The organism is Streptomyces coelicoflavus, assembly GCF_045041415.1.
Classification (GTDB): Bacteria; Actinomycetota; Actinomycetes; order Streptomycetales; family Streptomycetaceae; genus Streptomyces; species Streptomyces coelicoflavus.
The window spans coordinates 7,218,324-7,233,328 of the sequence record NZ_CP108218.1; the positions used below are offsets into that span (position 1 = coordinate 7,218,324).

The window sequence follows — 15,005 nt, forward strand, 5'->3', positions numbered from 1 at the left end:
AGACACCCATGACGGACGTGGAGCAGCGCTACGCCGACGGGGAGGAAACGCCCCTCGCCGGATACGCGGCGCTCGCGACGACCTTCGCGGCGAGCGCCGGTGTGTTCGCGGTCACGGCGTGGCGCCGTGGGGTCCGGCTGCCGGACACCGTGCCCGCCTGGGACGTGGCCCTGCTGGGAACGGCGACGTTCAAGGCCTCCCGGCTGCTCACCAAGGACAAGGTCACCAGCTTCCTGCGGGCGCCGTTCACCAGCCGGGAGGGGCACGGCAACGCCAACGAGGTGATGGACGCCGGGCGCGGCACCGGTCTGCGCCGCGCCGTCGGCGACCTGATCTCGTGCCCGTTCTGCACCTCGGCCTGGGTGGCCGGCGGACTCGTCGGCACCTACGCCGTCGCGCCCCGGGCGGCGCGGCTGCTGTGCGCGGGCCTGAGCGCGGTCGTCGTGTCGGACTGGTTGCAGTACGCGTGGAGCCTTACGGCCCAGAAGGCCGAGGAGTGAGCGGGAGACCTGCGGGGCAGGACCGCCGGTCAGTCGCGCTCGGCGCGTTCCGCCCGCTCGGCGTGCAGCTTCTTCACGCGGACCGCCTCCTTACGCACGTCGGCCTGCACGGCCTGCTCGCGCTCCAGCCACTCCGGGCGTTCCTGCTTCAGCGCGTCGATCTGCTCCGTGGTGAGCGGCTCGGACACCCCGCCCCGGTGCAGGCCCGCGATGGAGACGCCCAGCTTGGCCGCCACCACCGGGCGCGGGTGCGGACCGTCGCGCCGCAGCTCGCGCAGCCACTCGGGCGGGTCGGCCTGAAGCGCGTTCAGCTCGGCGCGCGTGACGACGCCCTCCCGGAACTCGGCGGGTGTGGCCTCGAGGTACACACCCAGCTTCTTCGCCGCGGTCGCGGGCTTCATGGCCTGGGTGTTCTGGTGCGACGTCATGCCGTCAAGGGTATCGATCGTGTGAGTGGCTCCCGACCACGCCCGGTAACCTGGCCGGGTGACAGGCTCGGAAGCTCCCCCCTCGTTCCGGCTCGCGTACGTCCCGGGGGTGACGCCCGACAAATGGGTGCGCATCTGGAACGAGCGGCTGCCGGACGTCCCCCTCTCCCTCGCCCAGGTCCCCGCCGCCGGTGCGGGCGGTGTGCTGCTGGACGGTGACGCCGACGCCGGGCTGCTGCGGCTGCCCGTCGACCGGACCGTGCTCAGCGCCATCCCGCTCTACACCGAGACCACGGTCGTGCTGATCCCCAAGGACCATCTCGTCACCGCGGCCGACGAGGTGACCGTCGAGGACCTCGCCGACGAGATCGTGCTGCACCCCCTGGACGACGTCCTCGGGTGGGAGAGGCTGCCGGGCAGGCCCGCGCTGGAACGTCCGGCCACCACCGCGGACGCCGTCGAACTGGTGGCGGCCGGGATCGGCGTGCTGCTCGTGCCCCTGTCGCTGGCCCGGCTGCACCACCGCAAGGACCTCACGTACCGCACGGTCACGGACGCCCCCGAATCGGGCGTGGCCCTGTGCTGGCCCGAGGACGCGCACACGGACCGTGTCGAGGACTTCATCGGCATCGTCCGGGGCCGGACCGTCAACAGCACCCGCGGCCGGCAGCCCGAAGCGGCGCGTTCGAAGGACGGGCGCGCGGAAGCGAGCACCCCGGCGCGCCGCAAACCGGCGGGCGGCAGGACGGGCGGCGGCAGAACGGGCGGGTCGGGTGCCGCGGGCGGGAAGACCGGCGGAAAGCAGACCGGCGGCGCCCGGCGCGGCACGGGTGGCAACCGCCGGGGCGGAAGCACCGGCAAGGGCAAGGGCGGTGGCCGCGGCGGCAGGCCGCACCACCGCTGACCCCGCCCCCCCCGCACCACCGCTGCCCCCCGCGGGCGACCCCGTCGGCGCACCGCCGGCGGGCGAACCGTCAGCGGACCGTCGGGCTCGGTGACGGCGCCGACGTGTTGACCTCGAGCCCGGGCGGCGCGGTGAGCGAGAGCACCGGTTCGCCCGGCTGCGGAGCCGGCGGCGTCAGCTGCACCTTGGGCAGGCTGGGCGGGGCGGTCTGCTGGAAGTTGACCTGGTCGAAATTGACCAGCCCGGTCTTCTCCAGCACGGTGATGTGGTCGAGGACCGTGTCGTTGGCCTGGTCGGCGAGCTGCCGCACCAGGGAGTTCTTGGTGTTGGCGCGGATCTTGGCGATGGCCGGGAAGATCTGGCCGTGCGTGATCCGCATGATGTTGACCGCGGTGGTGTCGAACTGCTTGCCCCGGGTCCCGTCCACGGTCGACACGAACTGCTGCTGCTGGGGAGACGCCAGGTTGGGCAGGGTGATGCCCAGCTCCGGCGCGATCCTGCGGCAGGTGGCGTCCAGCCGGGAATGGCCGACGACCAGGTGCTCACCGGCCTCCCTCATCTCGGGTGTCGTCCCCCGTTCCATGGCCATGAGTCCCAGCGGGTGCTCCCACAGCCCCGCGGCACGCACCTTCACCACGAAGTCCCGGTCCTGCTCGGTGAGCGGCCCGTACCGGGTGTTGGTGACGATCCGGGCCTGGTCGTTGCCCGCGTTCTGCACCCCGAGCATGGTCGGGTAGGCGAGTGCGGTGAGAGTGAGGACCAGGGCACCGGCCACGAAGGCGGTCCCTGCCGTGGTGCGCGTGACGCGCATCGTGCCTCCCGGGGCGAAGACAGGCTCGGACACCAGGGGGTACGGATACGGGCGGCGTTCTGATCACCGGTCCGGGCAGTTGCTCAATTCTTTTCCCGTCGCACCAGCCAGTCGTACGCCGCCCGCGCGGTGAACTCCTCCTGGCCCCCGCGCAGCAGCAGGTCCGCGGTGGCGAACTCCGGGGCGTCGGCCTGGTCCGCGACGTACGGGATCGCGATGCAGCGCATCCCCGCCGCGTGCGCGGCGGCGGCTCCGGGAGCGGCGTCCTCCAGGACCACGCAGCGGGCCGGCTCCGCCCCCAGCCGGCGGGCCGCCTCCAGGAACACGTCGGGGGCCGGCTTGCCCCGCGCGACCTCGTCGGCCGACACGACCGTGCGCAGGTGTGCGTCCAGGCCGGTGCGGGCGAGGATCGTCCCGATCGCCTGGGGCGACGAACCCGACGCCACCGCCATCGGTACGCCCTCGTCCGCCAGCAGCTCGACGAACTTCCGCATCTCGGGGTACGCGCGGGCCGAGGTGCGGGCGATCCCCAGGTAGTGGCGGTTCTTGACGGCGAGCAGTTCCCCGACCGTGGCCCGCAGACCGTACCGGCGCTTCCAGTCGGCGACCGTCTCCCGGGTGCTGATGCCCACGTACGCCTCGTGGTCGGCCCAGGTGAAGTCCGCAACGCCGTACTCGGCGAGGGTGCGCCGGCCCGCTTCGTAGTAGTTCGGCTCGCTGTCCACGAGGGTTCCGTCGAGATCGAAGACGACCGAGATGCCGCCGAGTGCGCCCAGAGTGCTCATGGTGTCCAGGATGCCAAGGGTCACCTGCGGGCCGAGCGGCCGATCGACTCCACCAGCGGAAGCAGCCGGTGCGGCACCCGCTCGCGCAACGCCACCTCGCTGCGGGTGCGGACCACGCCGGGCAGGCTGATCAGCTTCTGCACCACGTCCTCCAGGTGCGCGTTGTCGCGGGCCACGACGCGGGTCAGCAGGTCCCCGCCGCCGGTGATCGAGAAGGCCTCGACGATCTCCGGCACCGCCGCCAGCGCCTCGCCCACCTCGTCCAGGTGTCCCTGGGTGACCTCGATGTGCACGAACGCGAGCACCGGGTGGCCCAGGGCGGCGGGGGAGAGGGACGGGGCGGTGCCGGTGATCACGCCGTCCCGCTCCAGCCGGTCGAGGCGGGCCTGGAGGGTGCCGCGGGCGATCCCGAGGAGGCGGGCGTACTCGCGCACGCTGGTGCGCGGCTGCTCGAGCAGCAGCCGCAGGATGCGGGTGTCGAGCTCGTCGACGGCCATCGCGGGTCCGGCCCCTCTCGTCGGCCATTGGCTCTCCAGTGGCCGCAGGCATGCCGTGATCACTGTACCAATGGCCCAGTCTCTGAGTGTCGGGTTGAGCCACTGGTGGAAAAGATGCTCCTATGGACGCGTCGATGGCGCTGCGGGATCCCGCGGCGCCTTTTGCATGCGGTGACTTCCGGACCAGTGGGCGTGAGAGCGAGGGGGCGGTAATCAAGTGCTGAAGAAGGTGTTCGTGAGCCCGGATCCGGGACGGTCCCGGTTGCGGTTCGCCGCCCGGGCCGTCCTCGGCATCGGGCTGGCCGTCGTGGTGTGCGGGCTGGCCGGTACCTCCCTGATCGGCGCGATCATCGGCGGCCTCGCCGCCCTGCTCGCGCTGTTCACCGTCACCGACGCCACCGTGCGCGGCCAGGCCGTCACCACCGCGCTGCTGCCGGTCGCCGGGCTGCCCGTGCTCACCGCCGCCGCCGCGCTGCACGACCTGCCCGTGGCCCGTGACCTCACCTTCCTCGCCGTCGTCGGCGCCGGCGTGTACGCGCGCCGCTGGGGGCCGCGCGGGCACAGCCTCGGCGTGTTCGCCTTCATGACCTTCTTCATCGCCCAGTTCCTGCACGCCACCACGGACCGGCTGCCCGAGATGTACGCCGCCGTCCTGCTGTCCGTGGCCGCCGCCGCGGCGGTGCGGTTCGGCCTGTGGTGCTACGAGCGCCGCCGTCCCGCGCCCGCCGTCCCCGCGCCGCCCGCCGGTACCGGGCTGGCCCGCATCACCACCCGGCAGGCCGTACAGGCCACCGCGGGTGCGGGCTTCGCCCTGGTCGTGGGCCAGCTGGTGTCCGGCGACCGCTGGTACTGGGCCGTCGGCGCCACCTGGTGGGTCTTCGTCAACACCACCTCGCGCGGCGAGACGCTGGTGCGCGGCTTCCGCCGCGTCCTCGGCACGGTCGTCGGCATCGGCCTGGGCTTCCTGATCGCGGTGCCGGTGGCCGGGGCCCCGGTGCCCACAGCCGTGCTGGCCGCCGCCTGCGTGTTCGGCATCTTCTACACCGCCGCGGTCTCCTACACCTGGATGATGCTCTGCGTGACCCTGCTCGCCGAGCTGCTCTACGGCCTCCTGGGCTTCCTCAGCCCCGGCCTGCTCGCCCTGCGGCTCGCCGAGACCGGCGTGGGCGCGCTCGGTGCCGCGCTCGCCGTGCTCTTCGTCCTGCCGGTCACCACGCACGCCGTCACCGACGTCTGGATCCAGCGGGCCCTGCACTGTGTGCACGCCTGCACCGCTCAGGCCGCCGCCCGCCTCGCCGGTGCGGAGGGCGCCGACCCGGCGCCGCGCGTGGCGGAACTGGAGCAGCTGCTCGGCCGGGTACGGCTGTCCGTCGCCCCGCTCGTGCACCCGCTGAGCCCCATGTACGGCCGCAGGCGGCGGGCCCGCCGGGTCCTCGACCTGCTCGACGACTGCGCCCGGGAGATCCGCGGCCTCGTCGCCGTCGCCGCCGACCCCGAAGCCTCGCACGACGCCCGGCTGGCCGCCGCCTGCTGGCGTGTCGAGGCCGCGGTCGAGGCACTCACCGGCGGGGGCACTGTCCCCGCCGGTGCCGGCGGACCGCGCGCCGCCGAACCCGCCTTGGCCCACCTCCACGACCTGGAACACGCCCTCACCGAACTCGCCGCGCCCCTGCGCAGCCCCTCCGGTTCGCGCCTGGCCGGAGCCTGACCCGTCGTACCCGTCGTACTCGCGACACCCATTTGGTCTAGACCGCAAGTGATCGACTGCTACCGTCGCTCCCGGGCGTCGATCGGTTCGGTCGGTCAGTGACGAGAGGGGCAGCGGTGGCGGACGGTGGCAGGCGGCAGCGGCGGGCATTCATCGGTTCGTTCACGGCGGCCGGCGGCCCCGGGATCCTGACGGCGACCGTCGCCCCCGACAGCGGCGCCCTCACGGTCGTCAGCGGCACGGACGGTCTGGCCGACCCCTCCTACCTGGCCCTGGCGCCCGACGGCGACACGCTCTACGCCGTCAGCGAGACGGCCGAGGGCGCGGTGGCCGCCTACGGCGTGAGCGGGGACAGGCCCGAGCCGACCGGGCGGCCGGTGCCCGTCGAGGCGGCCGGACCGACCCACCTGAGCCTGTACGCCGGGCACGTGCTGACCGCCAACTACGGCTCCGGCACCGTCACCGCCGTGCCGGTCCGCGCCGACGGCACCCTCGCCCGGTCCGCGTCCGGCGTCCTGCGGCACACCGGCTCCGGACCGCACGCCCAGCGGCAGCAGGGACCCCACGCCCACCAGGTGCGGCCCGACCCCAGCGGGCGATGGGCCGTCAGCGTGGACCTGGGCACCGACTCGGTGCGGGTCTGCACCCTCGCGGACGGTGTCCCTGCCGTGCACCGGGAGATCGCGCTGCGCCCCGGCTCGGGACCGCGGCACCTGGCCTTCCACCCGGACGGCTCCCACGCCTACGTCGTCAACGAACTGGCGCCCACCGTCACCGTCTGCCACTGGGACGCCGCCGACGGCGCCCTCAAGCCCCTCACCGAGGTGCCGGTGCTGCCCGGGGCCCCGGCGGGCGACGCCTATCCGTCCGGCATCGCCGTCTCGCCCGACGGCCGCTTCGTGTGGACCGCGACCCGGGGCGAGGACGTCCTGTCCGTGTTCGTCGTGGAGCCGGACGGGTTGCGCCTGGCCGCCACCGTGCCCTGCGGCGGCCACTGGCCCCGCGACATCACCGTGTCGGAGGGCTTCCTGTACGCGGCCAACGAACGCTCCGGAGACGTGACCTGGTTCGCCCTGGACCCCGCCACCGGCATCCCCCGCCGCACCGGTTCCCTGCCGGTCCCGGCAGCCTCCTGCGTGATCTTCGCCCCGTAGCCGCGGGCAATCGTGCCTCCCCCGGTGCCTGAATCGACCGGCGGCGCCACAACGACGAAGGGGCCCGCTCCTCACCAGGAGCGGGCCCCTTCACCAACAGCGGCACCTGCGCGCGCACGCGCACGTCACTGAACCGACGCCCCCTGCGCCTGCTGCGGCGAGATGCCGAGCGCCGTCGTGTACTTGGCCAGCGCCAGCTTGCCGATCGCCGGGTACGGACCGAGCGGCTCGGCGGTGGAGCAGCCCGCCTCCTTGGCCGCCTCCTCCAGCACGGACGCCTCGATCTCCGGACCGATCAGATACGGCGCGAGCGCCAGCTGCTGGGAGCCCGAGGAGCGCAGCTGCTCGGCCACGGAGGCGATCGAACCCTCCTCGTCCAGCGCCGCCGCGATCACCGGCACGGCGAGACGCGCGGCGAGCAGCATGCCGGTGATCCCGGCCGCCTGGACGGCCTCGTCACCGCCGACGGAGGCCAGGATGATGCCGTCCGCGGCGGTCGCCACGGTGAACAGACGGGCACGGTCGGCGCGGGCGAGGCCTGCCTCGGAGAGCCGCACGTGCAGCGCCTCGGCCAGCAGCGGGTGCGGGCCGAGCACATCGGTCAGCTCGGCCGCGATCCTGCTGTCCATGACGGCCTGCCGGATCCGGCGCAGCAGCGCGTTGTCCGGCCCGGCGAGCAGCGGCACGACGACCGCGACGGGGCCCTCGGGCTCCTTCACGTCCAGGCCGGCGGCGCGGGCCTGCTCGAAGCGGGCGGCGCGCTCCTCGGCGGCCCGCACGAGCACGGCGGACAGGGAGGGGAACTCGGTGTCGTCGTCCCCGTCGAGGTGGCCGATCCGGGCGTCGAGCCCGGGCAGCTCGGAACGGGCGATGCTGATGACCTCGTCGGCGAGGCTTCGGGTGGCGCTGCTGGGGGTCCCCGGCACCGCGAGGACGAGCGCCGGCGCGCCCTCGGGAGCCACCAGTGGTTCGGGACGGCGGTGCCGTCCGGGCTGGCGGGGGCGCGGCATTCGTACTGGCAGGCCGGACGCGGGCCCAGTGGGGGAGCTCATGGCGCCGCATGTTACTGGTTTCCGGGGTTTCCCTGTTCGGGGAGGGTGCAGGTGAGCGGTATCCGTCCGGTTTTGTCTGATGAGTGACGTACGGATCGGCCGACATCGGCACGATTCACCTCGCCGGCGGACCACTTCTCAGCCGCCCGGCACACGCGTCACCCACAGCATCCGCTCGTCACCCGGAAGCGTGAGCGAGCCGGCCGCGAGGTCGGTCGCGATCCGCACCGAGCCGTCCAGTGGATCACCCTCCGCGGTCGTGCGCCGCGCCTGCGGCAGCCGCTTCGCCAGCTCTTCCCCCAGCGGCACGAGCAGCGGGTCGCCCATCCGCAGCAGCCCGCCGGTGACCGCGACCCGGGGCTCGCCGTCGGCCGGGCAGACCGCGGCGGCCGAGTCGGCCATGTGCCGTGCGGCGGCCCGCAGAATGCCCGCGGCGACACGGTCGGCGGCCGCGCAGGCGGCCACCTCGGGAGCGAAGGAGGCGAGGACGGCGGGACGGTCGGAGCGCGGATACACCTGCCCGGGCAGCCCCGCCACCGGACCGAAACGCGCCTCGGCCCGGGCCAGCAGCCGCGCGGAACCGCCCTCCCGCCCGTCATGGGCGCGCAGCGCCGCCTCCAGGCCGGCCCGCCCGATCCAGGCACCGCTGCCGCAGTCGCCGAGCAGATGCCCCCAGCCGTCCGCCCGGCGCCAGCGGGACAGATCGGTGCCGACGGCGATCAGGCCGGTGCCGGCGGCTACCACCGCCCCGGCCCGGGGACCCAGGGCGCCCACGTACGCGGTCACGGCGTCGGCGGCCAGCGCGACCGTCCGCGCGCCCAGCTCCCGGGCCAGCGCACCCGGCAGTTCGGCGCGCAGGGCGTCGCCCAGTGTGGCCAGCCCGGCGGCGCCCACGACGACGGTGCCGAGCCCGGCGACGCCCGTCTCCTCGGTCAATGCCCTGGCCATGGGCAGAAGTTGCCCCAGGAGGTGGCCGGGGTCGATCCCGCGCGGACCGGTGCGAACGGGCTCGCGCGAGACGCGCCGGCCCAGCGGACCGGGGCCGTCGCCGCCGACGGTGCCGACGACGACCCGCAGCCCCGAACCGCCGGAGTCCACGGCCAGGAAGCCGGCGCCGCTCACGGCAGACGCCAGTCGACCGGCTGACCTCCCAGACGCGTCAGCAGGTCGTTGGCCCGGCTGAACGGACGTGAACCGAAGAAGCCCCGGTCGGCCGACATCGGGGACGGGTGCGCCGACTCGACCGCCGGCAGGTCACCGAGCAGCGGCCGCAGATTGCGGGCGTCGCGGCCCCAGAGGATGGACACCATCGGCTTGCCGCGCGCCGCGAGCGCGCGTATAGCCTGCTCGGTCACCTCCTCCCAGCCCTTGCCGCGATGCGCCGCGGGCTTGCGCGGGGCCGTGGTGAGCGCCCTGTTGAGCAGCAGCACACCCTGCTGCGTCCAGGGCGTCAGGTCCCCGTTGGAGGGCTGTGGGAGGCCCAGGTCGGCGTTCAGCTCACGGAAGATGTTCACCAGGCTGCCGGGCAGCGGGCGCACCTCGGGCGCGACGGAGAACGACAGCCCGACGGCGTGTCCCGGGGTGGGGTACGGGTCCTGTCCGACGATCAGGACCCGTACGTCGTCGAACGGCTGCTGGAACGCCCGCAGGACGTTCGCCCCGGCCGGCAGGTAGGTGCGTCCGGCGGCGATCTCCGCGCGCAGGAACTCACCCATCGAGGTGATCCGTCCGGCGACGGGTTCCAGGGCCTTCGCCCAGCCCGCTTCGACGATTTCATTCAAGGGTCGTGGTGCCACGGGCGTCACCCTACTGCCGTACGGGTGACGCCGATCAACCGGTGGCCAAGGCCGGTCCCCCCGGTCCGGTTCACCCGACGACCGCCGCCCGCACGCACAGCACGTCCGGCAGGTGGGAGGCCAACTGCCGCCAGCTGTCGCCGTCGTCGGCCGACGCGAACACCTCGCCGTTGCGGTTGCCGAAGTAGACGCCCGCCTGCCCGGCGTCGTCCGTGGACAGCGCGTCGCGCAGCACCGTGCCGTAGTGGTCCTCCTGGGGCAGGCCCGCCGAGAGGGGCTCCCAGCTCTTGCCCGCGTCCGCGGTGCGGAAGACCCGGCACCGGTGGTCCGCCGGGACCCGGTCGGCGTCGGCGTTGATCGGGAAGACGTACGCCGTGTCGCCCCGGTGGGGGTGGGCGGCCACCGCGAAGCCGAACGTCGAGGGCAGGCCCTCGCCGATGTCCGTCCAGTGCGCGCCCGCGTCGTCGCTGCGGTACACCCCCCAGTGGTTCTGGAGATACAGCCGGTCCGGATTGGCCGCGTCGCGCGCGACCTTGTGCACGCACTGGCCGAACTCCGGGTCGGGGTCCGGCAGGAAGACGGCGGAGACCCCCGAGTTCGACGGCGCCCAGCTCGCGCCGCCGTCGGCCGTGCGGAACACGCCCGCGGTCGAGACGGCGACCGTCACCGACCGCGGGTCGCGCCGGTCGGTGAGGACGGTGTGCAGCCCCTCACCGCCACCGCCCGGCACCCACTTCGACCGCGTGGGGTGCTCCCACAGCGGGCGGACCAGCTCGAAGCTCTCCCCGCGGTCCTCCGAGCGGTACAGCGCAGCCGGCTCCGTGCCCGCGTACACCACGTCCGGCTCGGCGGCCGCCGGGTGCAGCTGCCACACCCGCTCCAGCGAGGCGCCGGTCTCCTTGGGGAACCTGACGGCGGGCGCGGCCGGTTCGGTCCAGGTGCGGCCCAGGTCGTCGGAGTGGAACACCGACGGCCCCCAGTGCGCGCTGTCGCCCCCGGCCAGCAGCCGCGGGGTGTCGCCGCGGGTGTCGAGGGCGACCGAGTAGACCGCCTGTGCGTTGAAGTAGGGACTCTCGTCGAACTCCCAGGTGCCACCCCGCCGGCGCCCGATGAACAGGCCCTTGCGGGTGCCCACGGCGAGCAGTACCTCGGTCATGCCGATCACCTCCGCGGCGTCCTCGTCGACGCCTTCGTCTCGGACACGGGCCAGTCTGCACCCAGCCACTGACAGTCACCCCTGGAAGGGGCTTCGCCCCAGGTCAGGACGGTGATGTCGGGTCCGCGGAGGTGTCCGCGCGCGGTCCGGTCAGCCCTCGCCCGGCAGCGCCCGCGCCAGGATCCCGTCGAGGTCGGCCGTGTCCGGCAACGTGCCGAAGGCGTGCCCCCAGTCGCCGCCCAGCCGGGTCGCGCAGAAGGCGTCGGCGACGGCGGGCGGGGCGTGCCGGACCAGGAGGGAGGCCTGGAGGGTCAGGGCCATCAGCTCCACCAGCCGGCGGGCACCGGTCTCGGACGCCTCCGTGAGTCCCGACTCCAGCCGGGTCACCGCGGCGTCCAGCCGGGCGTCGGCCCCGCGCGCGAGGGCGAGTTCGCCGAAGAGGGCGTGCGCGGAGGCGGGGGAGCGGCCGAGCGCCCGCAGCACGTCGAGGGCGTTGACGTTGCCCGAGCCCTCCCAGATCGACAGCAGGGGTGCCTCGCGGTAGTGGCGGGGCATGCCCGACTCCTCCACGTAGCCGTTGCCGCCCAGGCACTCCAGGGCCTCCGCGGTGAACGCCGGCCCCCGCTTGGTCACCCAGTACTTGCCGACGGCGGTGGCGATCCGCCGGAACGCCGCCTCCCCGGTGTCGCCGCGCACGGCACGGTCGGCCGCGCCGGCGAGCCGCAGCGTGAGCGTCGTCGCGGCCTCGGACTCCAGGGCGAGGTCGGCCAGGACGTTGCGCATCAGCGGCTGGTCGACCAGCCGGGCACCGAAGGCGCTGCGGTGCCGTACGTGATGGCCGGCCTCGACGAGGGTCTTGCGCATCAGCGTCGCCGAGGACATCACGCAGTCCAGCCGGGTGCAGTTGACCATCTCGATGATCGTCTTGACGCCCTGCCCCTCCGGCCCGACCAGCCAGGCCACCGTCCCGTCGAACTCGGGCTCCGAGGAGGCGTTGGACCGGTTGCCGAGCTTGTCCTTCAGGCGCTGGATCCGGAAGGTGTTCCGGGTGCCGTCGGGCAGCACGCGCGGCACCAGGAAGCACGACAGGCCGCCGGGCGCCTGGGCCAGCACCAGGAACACGTCGCACATCGGCGCAGACGTGAACCACTTGTGCCCACGCAGCGTGTACACGCCCGGCTCGGCGGTCGCGGTGGCCGTCGTGGTGTTGGTCCTGACGTCCGATCCGCCCTGCTTCTCGGTCATCCCCATGCCGGCCAGCAGACCGCGCTTGTCCGCGGGCGTCCGCAGCCCCGGTTCGTACTCCCGGGAGGTCAGCAGCGGCTCGTAGACCTTCGCCAGCTCGGGCTGGGCGCGGAGCGCCGGGACGGCCGCGTACGTCATCGACGTCGGACACCCGTGCCCCGCCTCCGTGTGCCCCCAGACGAGTCCGCCGGCGGTCCGCGCCACGTGGGCGCCCGCCCGGCCGTCGGCCCACGGTGCCCCGGCCAGGCCCTCGCCGACCGCCACCCGCATCAGGTGGTGCCAGCTCGGGTGGTACTCGACCTCGTCGATCCGGTTGCCGTACCGGTCGTGCGTGCGCAGCACGGGCTCGTGGCGGTTGGCGAGGTCGCCCCACTCCTGCGCCTCGACGCTCCCCGCCCGCCGGCCGAGGCGCCGCAGACCGTCCTCGGCCCACCCGGCGCCCTCCCGCCGCACGCCCTCCAGCAGGGCGGTGTCGTCGGACGCGTCGTAGGGGGCCACGGGGGGCGGCTGATTGGTGACGTCGTGCGTCGCGCGGCCCTCCGGACCGTTCCAGGGCTCCTCGGACGGCTCGTACGGCGGCTCCTGCACGCGTGTGGTCATGACCCGAGTGTTGCACTCTCTCTGCGGTCGCAGCAATAGTGCAACACGGTCGGCGCACGTACAGTACGTGCCCATGTGGACGAACGACACCTGCGCGCGCTGATGAGCGGTTCCGAGGGCTCCGGCGGGCTCGTGCCGCGTCCGCTGTCCGCGCGGTCGGTGGTCCTGAGCCTGCTGCTCGGCACCCACCCCCCGGAGCTGCCGGGGCGGGAGCTGGTGCGGCTCGTGGAGGGATTCGACGTCGGCGCCTCCACCGCGCGGGCGGCGCTCAGCCGGATGGCCGCCGCCGGGGACCTGCGGCGCACGGAGACCGGCTACCGGCTCAGCGAACGCCTGCTGGAGCGCCAGCGGCGCCAGGACGAGGCGCTGCGCCCGCACACGCGCGCGTGGGACGGCGACTGGGAGACGCTCGTGATCACCGCGACGGGGCGCGGCCCCGCCGCCCGTGCCGAGCTGCGCGCCCGGCTGACCGCCCTGCGTTTGGCCGAACTCCGCGAGGGCGTGTGGCTGCGTCCCGCCAACCTCGACCGTCCGCTGCCCACCGCTCTCGACCGGGTGGCCGAGCGGCTCGTCTCGCGCCCCGGTTCCCCTGCCGCCGAACTGGCCGCTCGCCTGTGGCCGCTGGGCGACTGGGCGGACACGGCGCGGGCGCTGCTCGCCCACGTCGGCGGGGCCCGGCGTCCGGCCGACCGGCTCACCGCCTTCGCGGCCGTCGTGCGGCACCTGCTCGCGGATCCGGTGCTGCCCGCGGAACTGCTCCCGCCCGACTGGCCGGGGGCGGCCCTGCGGGACGCCTACGCGCGGTACCAGCGGGAGCAGTCCGGACAGGTCCGGGCGCACGACGCCCGGACCTGACGCGTCACTTGCAGGTGATGTCGGACTAGGAGTACGTGCAGTGGGTGCCGTCGGCGCCCGAGCCGTTCGAGTCCGGTTCGTCGCCGTCGTCGTTGCCGACGTACTTCTGGCACGGGACGATCTTCTTGCCGCTGTCCCCGACGATCGTGATGCCGCGCAGGGTCGCGCTGTCGCCGTGGTTGGTGCTGATTCCGGCGATCCGGCCGCCCTTCCAGCTCACCTCGATGTTCGCGTTCCGGCGCCGTTGAACCGGAACACCTTGTCGCCGGCCTCCTTGGCGCCGCCGCCCGAGACCGTGTAGACGTTCGACGACGAGGAGCCCCGGAAGGTCGCCGCATCCTCGCCGACGTCCTCCCGCCAGACGTTCTGGAGCGTGCAGCTGCCCTTGCAGTGGACGCCGTCCGCGGCCGGGGCGCCGATGATCATATTCAAATGCCCCAGCCGTACTGCTCCGGCATCCGGGCGTCCGCGCCGAGCTCCCGCGCCGCGTGCTGGGCCCAGGACGGGTTGCGCAGCAGCTCGCGGCCCAGCAGCACCGCGTCGGCCTCGCCGTTGGCCAGGATCTTCTCGGCCTGCTCGACCTCGGTGATCAGGCCGACGGCGGCGACCGGCAGTGCGCTTTCGGCCTTCACACGTGCGGCGAACGGGACCTGGTAGCCCGGCCCGGTCGGGATCCGGACGCGCGGAACGTTGCCGCCGGTGGAAACGTCGAGGAGGTCGATGCCGTGGGCCCGGAGGTCGCCGGCGAGACGGACGGTGTCCTCCGGCGTCCAGCCGCCCTCCTCCAGCCAGTCGGTCGCCGAGACGCGGAAGAACAGCGGCTTGTCGTCGGGCCAGACCTCCCGTACCGCGTCGACGACCTCCAGGGCGAACCGGGTGCGGTTCTCGTACGAGCCGCCGTAGGCGTCGGTGCGGTGGTTGGAGTGCGGCGACAGGAACTCGTGGATCAGGTAGCCGTGGGCCCCGTGGATCTCGGCGATCTCGAAACCGGCGGCCAGCGCCCGGCGTGCGGCGTCCGCGAACCGGCCGACGACTTCCTGGATCTGCGGGACCGTCAGCACCGTCGGCACCGGGTGCCGCTCGTCGAACGCGAGCGCGCTGGGGGCCAGCGGCTGCCAGCCGTACGCGTCCGGTCCCACCGGCGCCCCGCCCTTCCAGGGCTGCGCGGTGGAGGCCTTGCGGCCGGCGTGGGCCAGCTGGATCGCGGGCACTGTGCCCTGTGAGCGAAGGAAGCCCGTGATCCGGCGGAACGCCTCGACCTGCGTGTCGTTCCACAGTCCGAGGTCCTGCGGGGAGATGCGGCCCTCGGGCGACACGCCGGTGGCCTCCACCACGATCAGGCCGGTGCCGCCCACCGCGCGGGCGCCGTAGTGCGCGAAGTGCCAGTCGCCGGGCACGCCCGTCGAGGGGCCTTCGGGTGCGGCCGAGTACTGGCACATCGGCGGCATCCAGACCCGGTTCGGGATCGTGGTGTCGCGGAGCTGGAGGGGCTCGAAGAGGGCGCTCATGGCGGG

Annotated in this window: 17 protein-coding genes; 5 read left to right on the top strand and 12 right to left on the bottom strand. The window is 74.0% G+C overall.

Annotation, left to right across the window (positions count from 1 at the left end):
- Positions 1-8 precede the first annotated feature (8 nt).
- Complete coding sequence (locus OHA99_RS32470; RefSeq protein WP_007446933.1) at positions 9-500, top strand: DUF1360 domain-containing protein; 492 nt, start codon at positions 9-11, stop codon at positions 498-500.
- 29 nt (positions 501-529) lie between these two features.
- Here OHA99_RS32470 and OHA99_RS32475 read toward each other — a convergent pair whose 3' ends face one another.
- Entirely contained in the window at positions 530-928 is a 399-nt protein-coding gene (locus OHA99_RS32475) for a DUF5997 family protein (RefSeq protein WP_405698505.1), read from the bottom strand.
- A gap of 58 nt (positions 929-986) precedes the next feature.
- On the opposite strand from OHA99_RS32475, the gene OHA99_RS32480 reads away from it, so the two are divergent.
- Positions 987-1,832, top strand: a complete 846-nt coding sequence (locus tag OHA99_RS32480) for a LysR substrate-binding domain-containing protein (protein ID WP_405698506.1) — start codon at positions 987-989, stop codon at positions 1,830-1,832.
- 70 nt (positions 1,833-1,902) lie between these two features.
- Here OHA99_RS32480 and OHA99_RS32485 read toward each other — a convergent pair whose 3' ends face one another.
- From OHA99_RS32485 to OHA99_RS32495, 3 genes are all read right to left on the bottom strand, one after another.
- A complete protein-coding gene (locus OHA99_RS32485) occupies positions 1,903-2,643 on the bottom strand; it encodes a DUF4142 domain-containing protein (RefSeq protein WP_153181018.1) in 741 nt (246 codons plus the stop codon).
- Between the two features lie 83 nt (positions 2,644-2,726).
- The gene (locus OHA99_RS32490) at positions 2,727-3,428 is read right to left on the bottom strand and encodes an HAD family phosphatase (protein WP_153181019.1); all 702 of its coding nucleotides are present in this window, start codon (positions 3,426-3,428) and stop codon (positions 2,727-2,729) included.
- A gap of 20 nt (positions 3,429-3,448) precedes the next feature.
- Positions 3,449-3,925, bottom strand: a complete 477-nt coding sequence (locus OHA99_RS32495; RefSeq protein ID WP_003977712.1) for an Lrp/AsnC family transcriptional regulator — start codon at positions 3,923-3,925, stop codon at positions 3,449-3,451.
- A 217-nt stretch (positions 3,926-4,142) separates the two neighbouring features.
- On the opposite strand from OHA99_RS32495, the gene OHA99_RS32500 reads away from it, so the two are divergent.
- Together OHA99_RS32500 and OHA99_RS32505 are read left to right on the top strand one after the other, a co-directional pair.
- The gene (locus tag OHA99_RS32500; protein ID WP_153181020.1) at positions 4,143-5,633 is read left to right on the top strand and encodes an FUSC family protein; all 1,491 of its coding nucleotides are present in this window, start codon (positions 4,143-4,145) and stop codon (positions 5,631-5,633) included.
- Positions 5,634-5,749: 116 nt separating this feature from the next.
- On the top strand, positions 5,750-6,787 hold the full coding sequence (locus OHA99_RS32505) for a lactonase family protein (RefSeq protein WP_153182080.1): 1,038 nt from the start codon (positions 5,750-5,752) through the stop codon (positions 6,785-6,787).
- Positions 6,788-6,912: 125 nt separating this feature from the next.
- On the opposite strand, the gene OHA99_RS32510 is transcribed toward OHA99_RS32505, so the two are convergent.
- From OHA99_RS32510 to OHA99_RS32530, 5 genes are all read right to left on the bottom strand, one after another.
- The gene (locus tag OHA99_RS32510; protein WP_366472815.1) at positions 6,913-7,839 is read right to left on the bottom strand and encodes a hypothetical protein; all 927 of its coding nucleotides are present in this window, start codon (positions 7,837-7,839) and stop codon (positions 6,913-6,915) included.
- Between the two features lie 138 nt (positions 7,840-7,977).
- Entirely contained in the window at positions 7,978-8,961 is a 984-nt protein-coding gene (locus tag OHA99_RS32515) for an N-acetylglucosamine kinase (protein ID WP_153181022.1), read from the bottom strand.
- On the bottom strand, positions 8,958-9,635 hold the full coding sequence (locus OHA99_RS32520) for a uracil-DNA glycosylase (RefSeq protein ID WP_366472816.1): 678 nt from the start codon (positions 9,633-9,635) through the stop codon (positions 8,958-8,960). The genes OHA99_RS32515 and OHA99_RS32520 overlap by 4 nt, the downstream gene beginning before the upstream one ends.
- 70 nt (positions 9,636-9,705) lie before the next feature.
- Positions 9,706-10,860 (bottom strand): exo-alpha-sialidase, encoded by a 1,155-nt coding sequence (locus tag OHA99_RS32525; RefSeq protein WP_366472817.1) that lies wholly within the window; start codon positions 10,858-10,860, stop codon positions 9,706-9,708.
- An 81-nt stretch (positions 10,861-10,941) separates the two neighbouring features.
- Entirely contained in the window at positions 10,942-12,636 is a 1,695-nt protein-coding gene (locus tag OHA99_RS32530; protein WP_366472818.1) for a DNA alkylation response protein, read from the bottom strand.
- A gap of 102 nt (positions 12,637-12,738) precedes the next feature.
- On the opposite strand from OHA99_RS32530, the gene OHA99_RS32535 reads away from it, so the two are divergent.
- The gene (locus tag OHA99_RS32535) at positions 12,739-13,491 is read left to right on the top strand and encodes a PaaX family transcriptional regulator C-terminal domain-containing protein (RefSeq protein WP_405699027.1); all 753 of its coding nucleotides are present in this window, start codon (positions 12,739-12,741) and stop codon (positions 13,489-13,491) included.
- Between the two features lie 25 nt (positions 13,492-13,516).
- Here OHA99_RS32535 and OHA99_RS32540 read toward each other — a convergent pair whose 3' ends face one another.
- The 3 genes from OHA99_RS32540 to OHA99_RS32550 are packed head-to-tail and all read right to left on the bottom strand — an operon-like array spanning position 13,517 to position 14,999.
- On the bottom strand, positions 13,517-13,711 hold the full coding sequence (locus OHA99_RS32540) for a hypothetical protein (RefSeq protein ID WP_405698507.1): 195 nt from the start codon (positions 13,709-13,711) through the stop codon (positions 13,517-13,519).
- Entirely contained in the window at positions 13,708-13,917 is a 210-nt protein-coding gene (locus OHA99_RS32545) for a pectate lyase (protein ID WP_405698508.1), read from the bottom strand. The genes OHA99_RS32540 and OHA99_RS32545 overlap by 4 nt, the downstream gene beginning before the upstream one ends.
- Positions 13,918-13,919: 2 nt before the next feature.
- Positions 13,920-14,999, bottom strand: a complete 1,080-nt coding sequence (locus OHA99_RS32550; RefSeq protein ID WP_405698509.1) for an NADH:flavin oxidoreductase/NADH oxidase — start codon at positions 14,997-14,999, stop codon at positions 13,920-13,922.
- Positions 15,000-15,005: the final 6 nt, after the last annotated feature.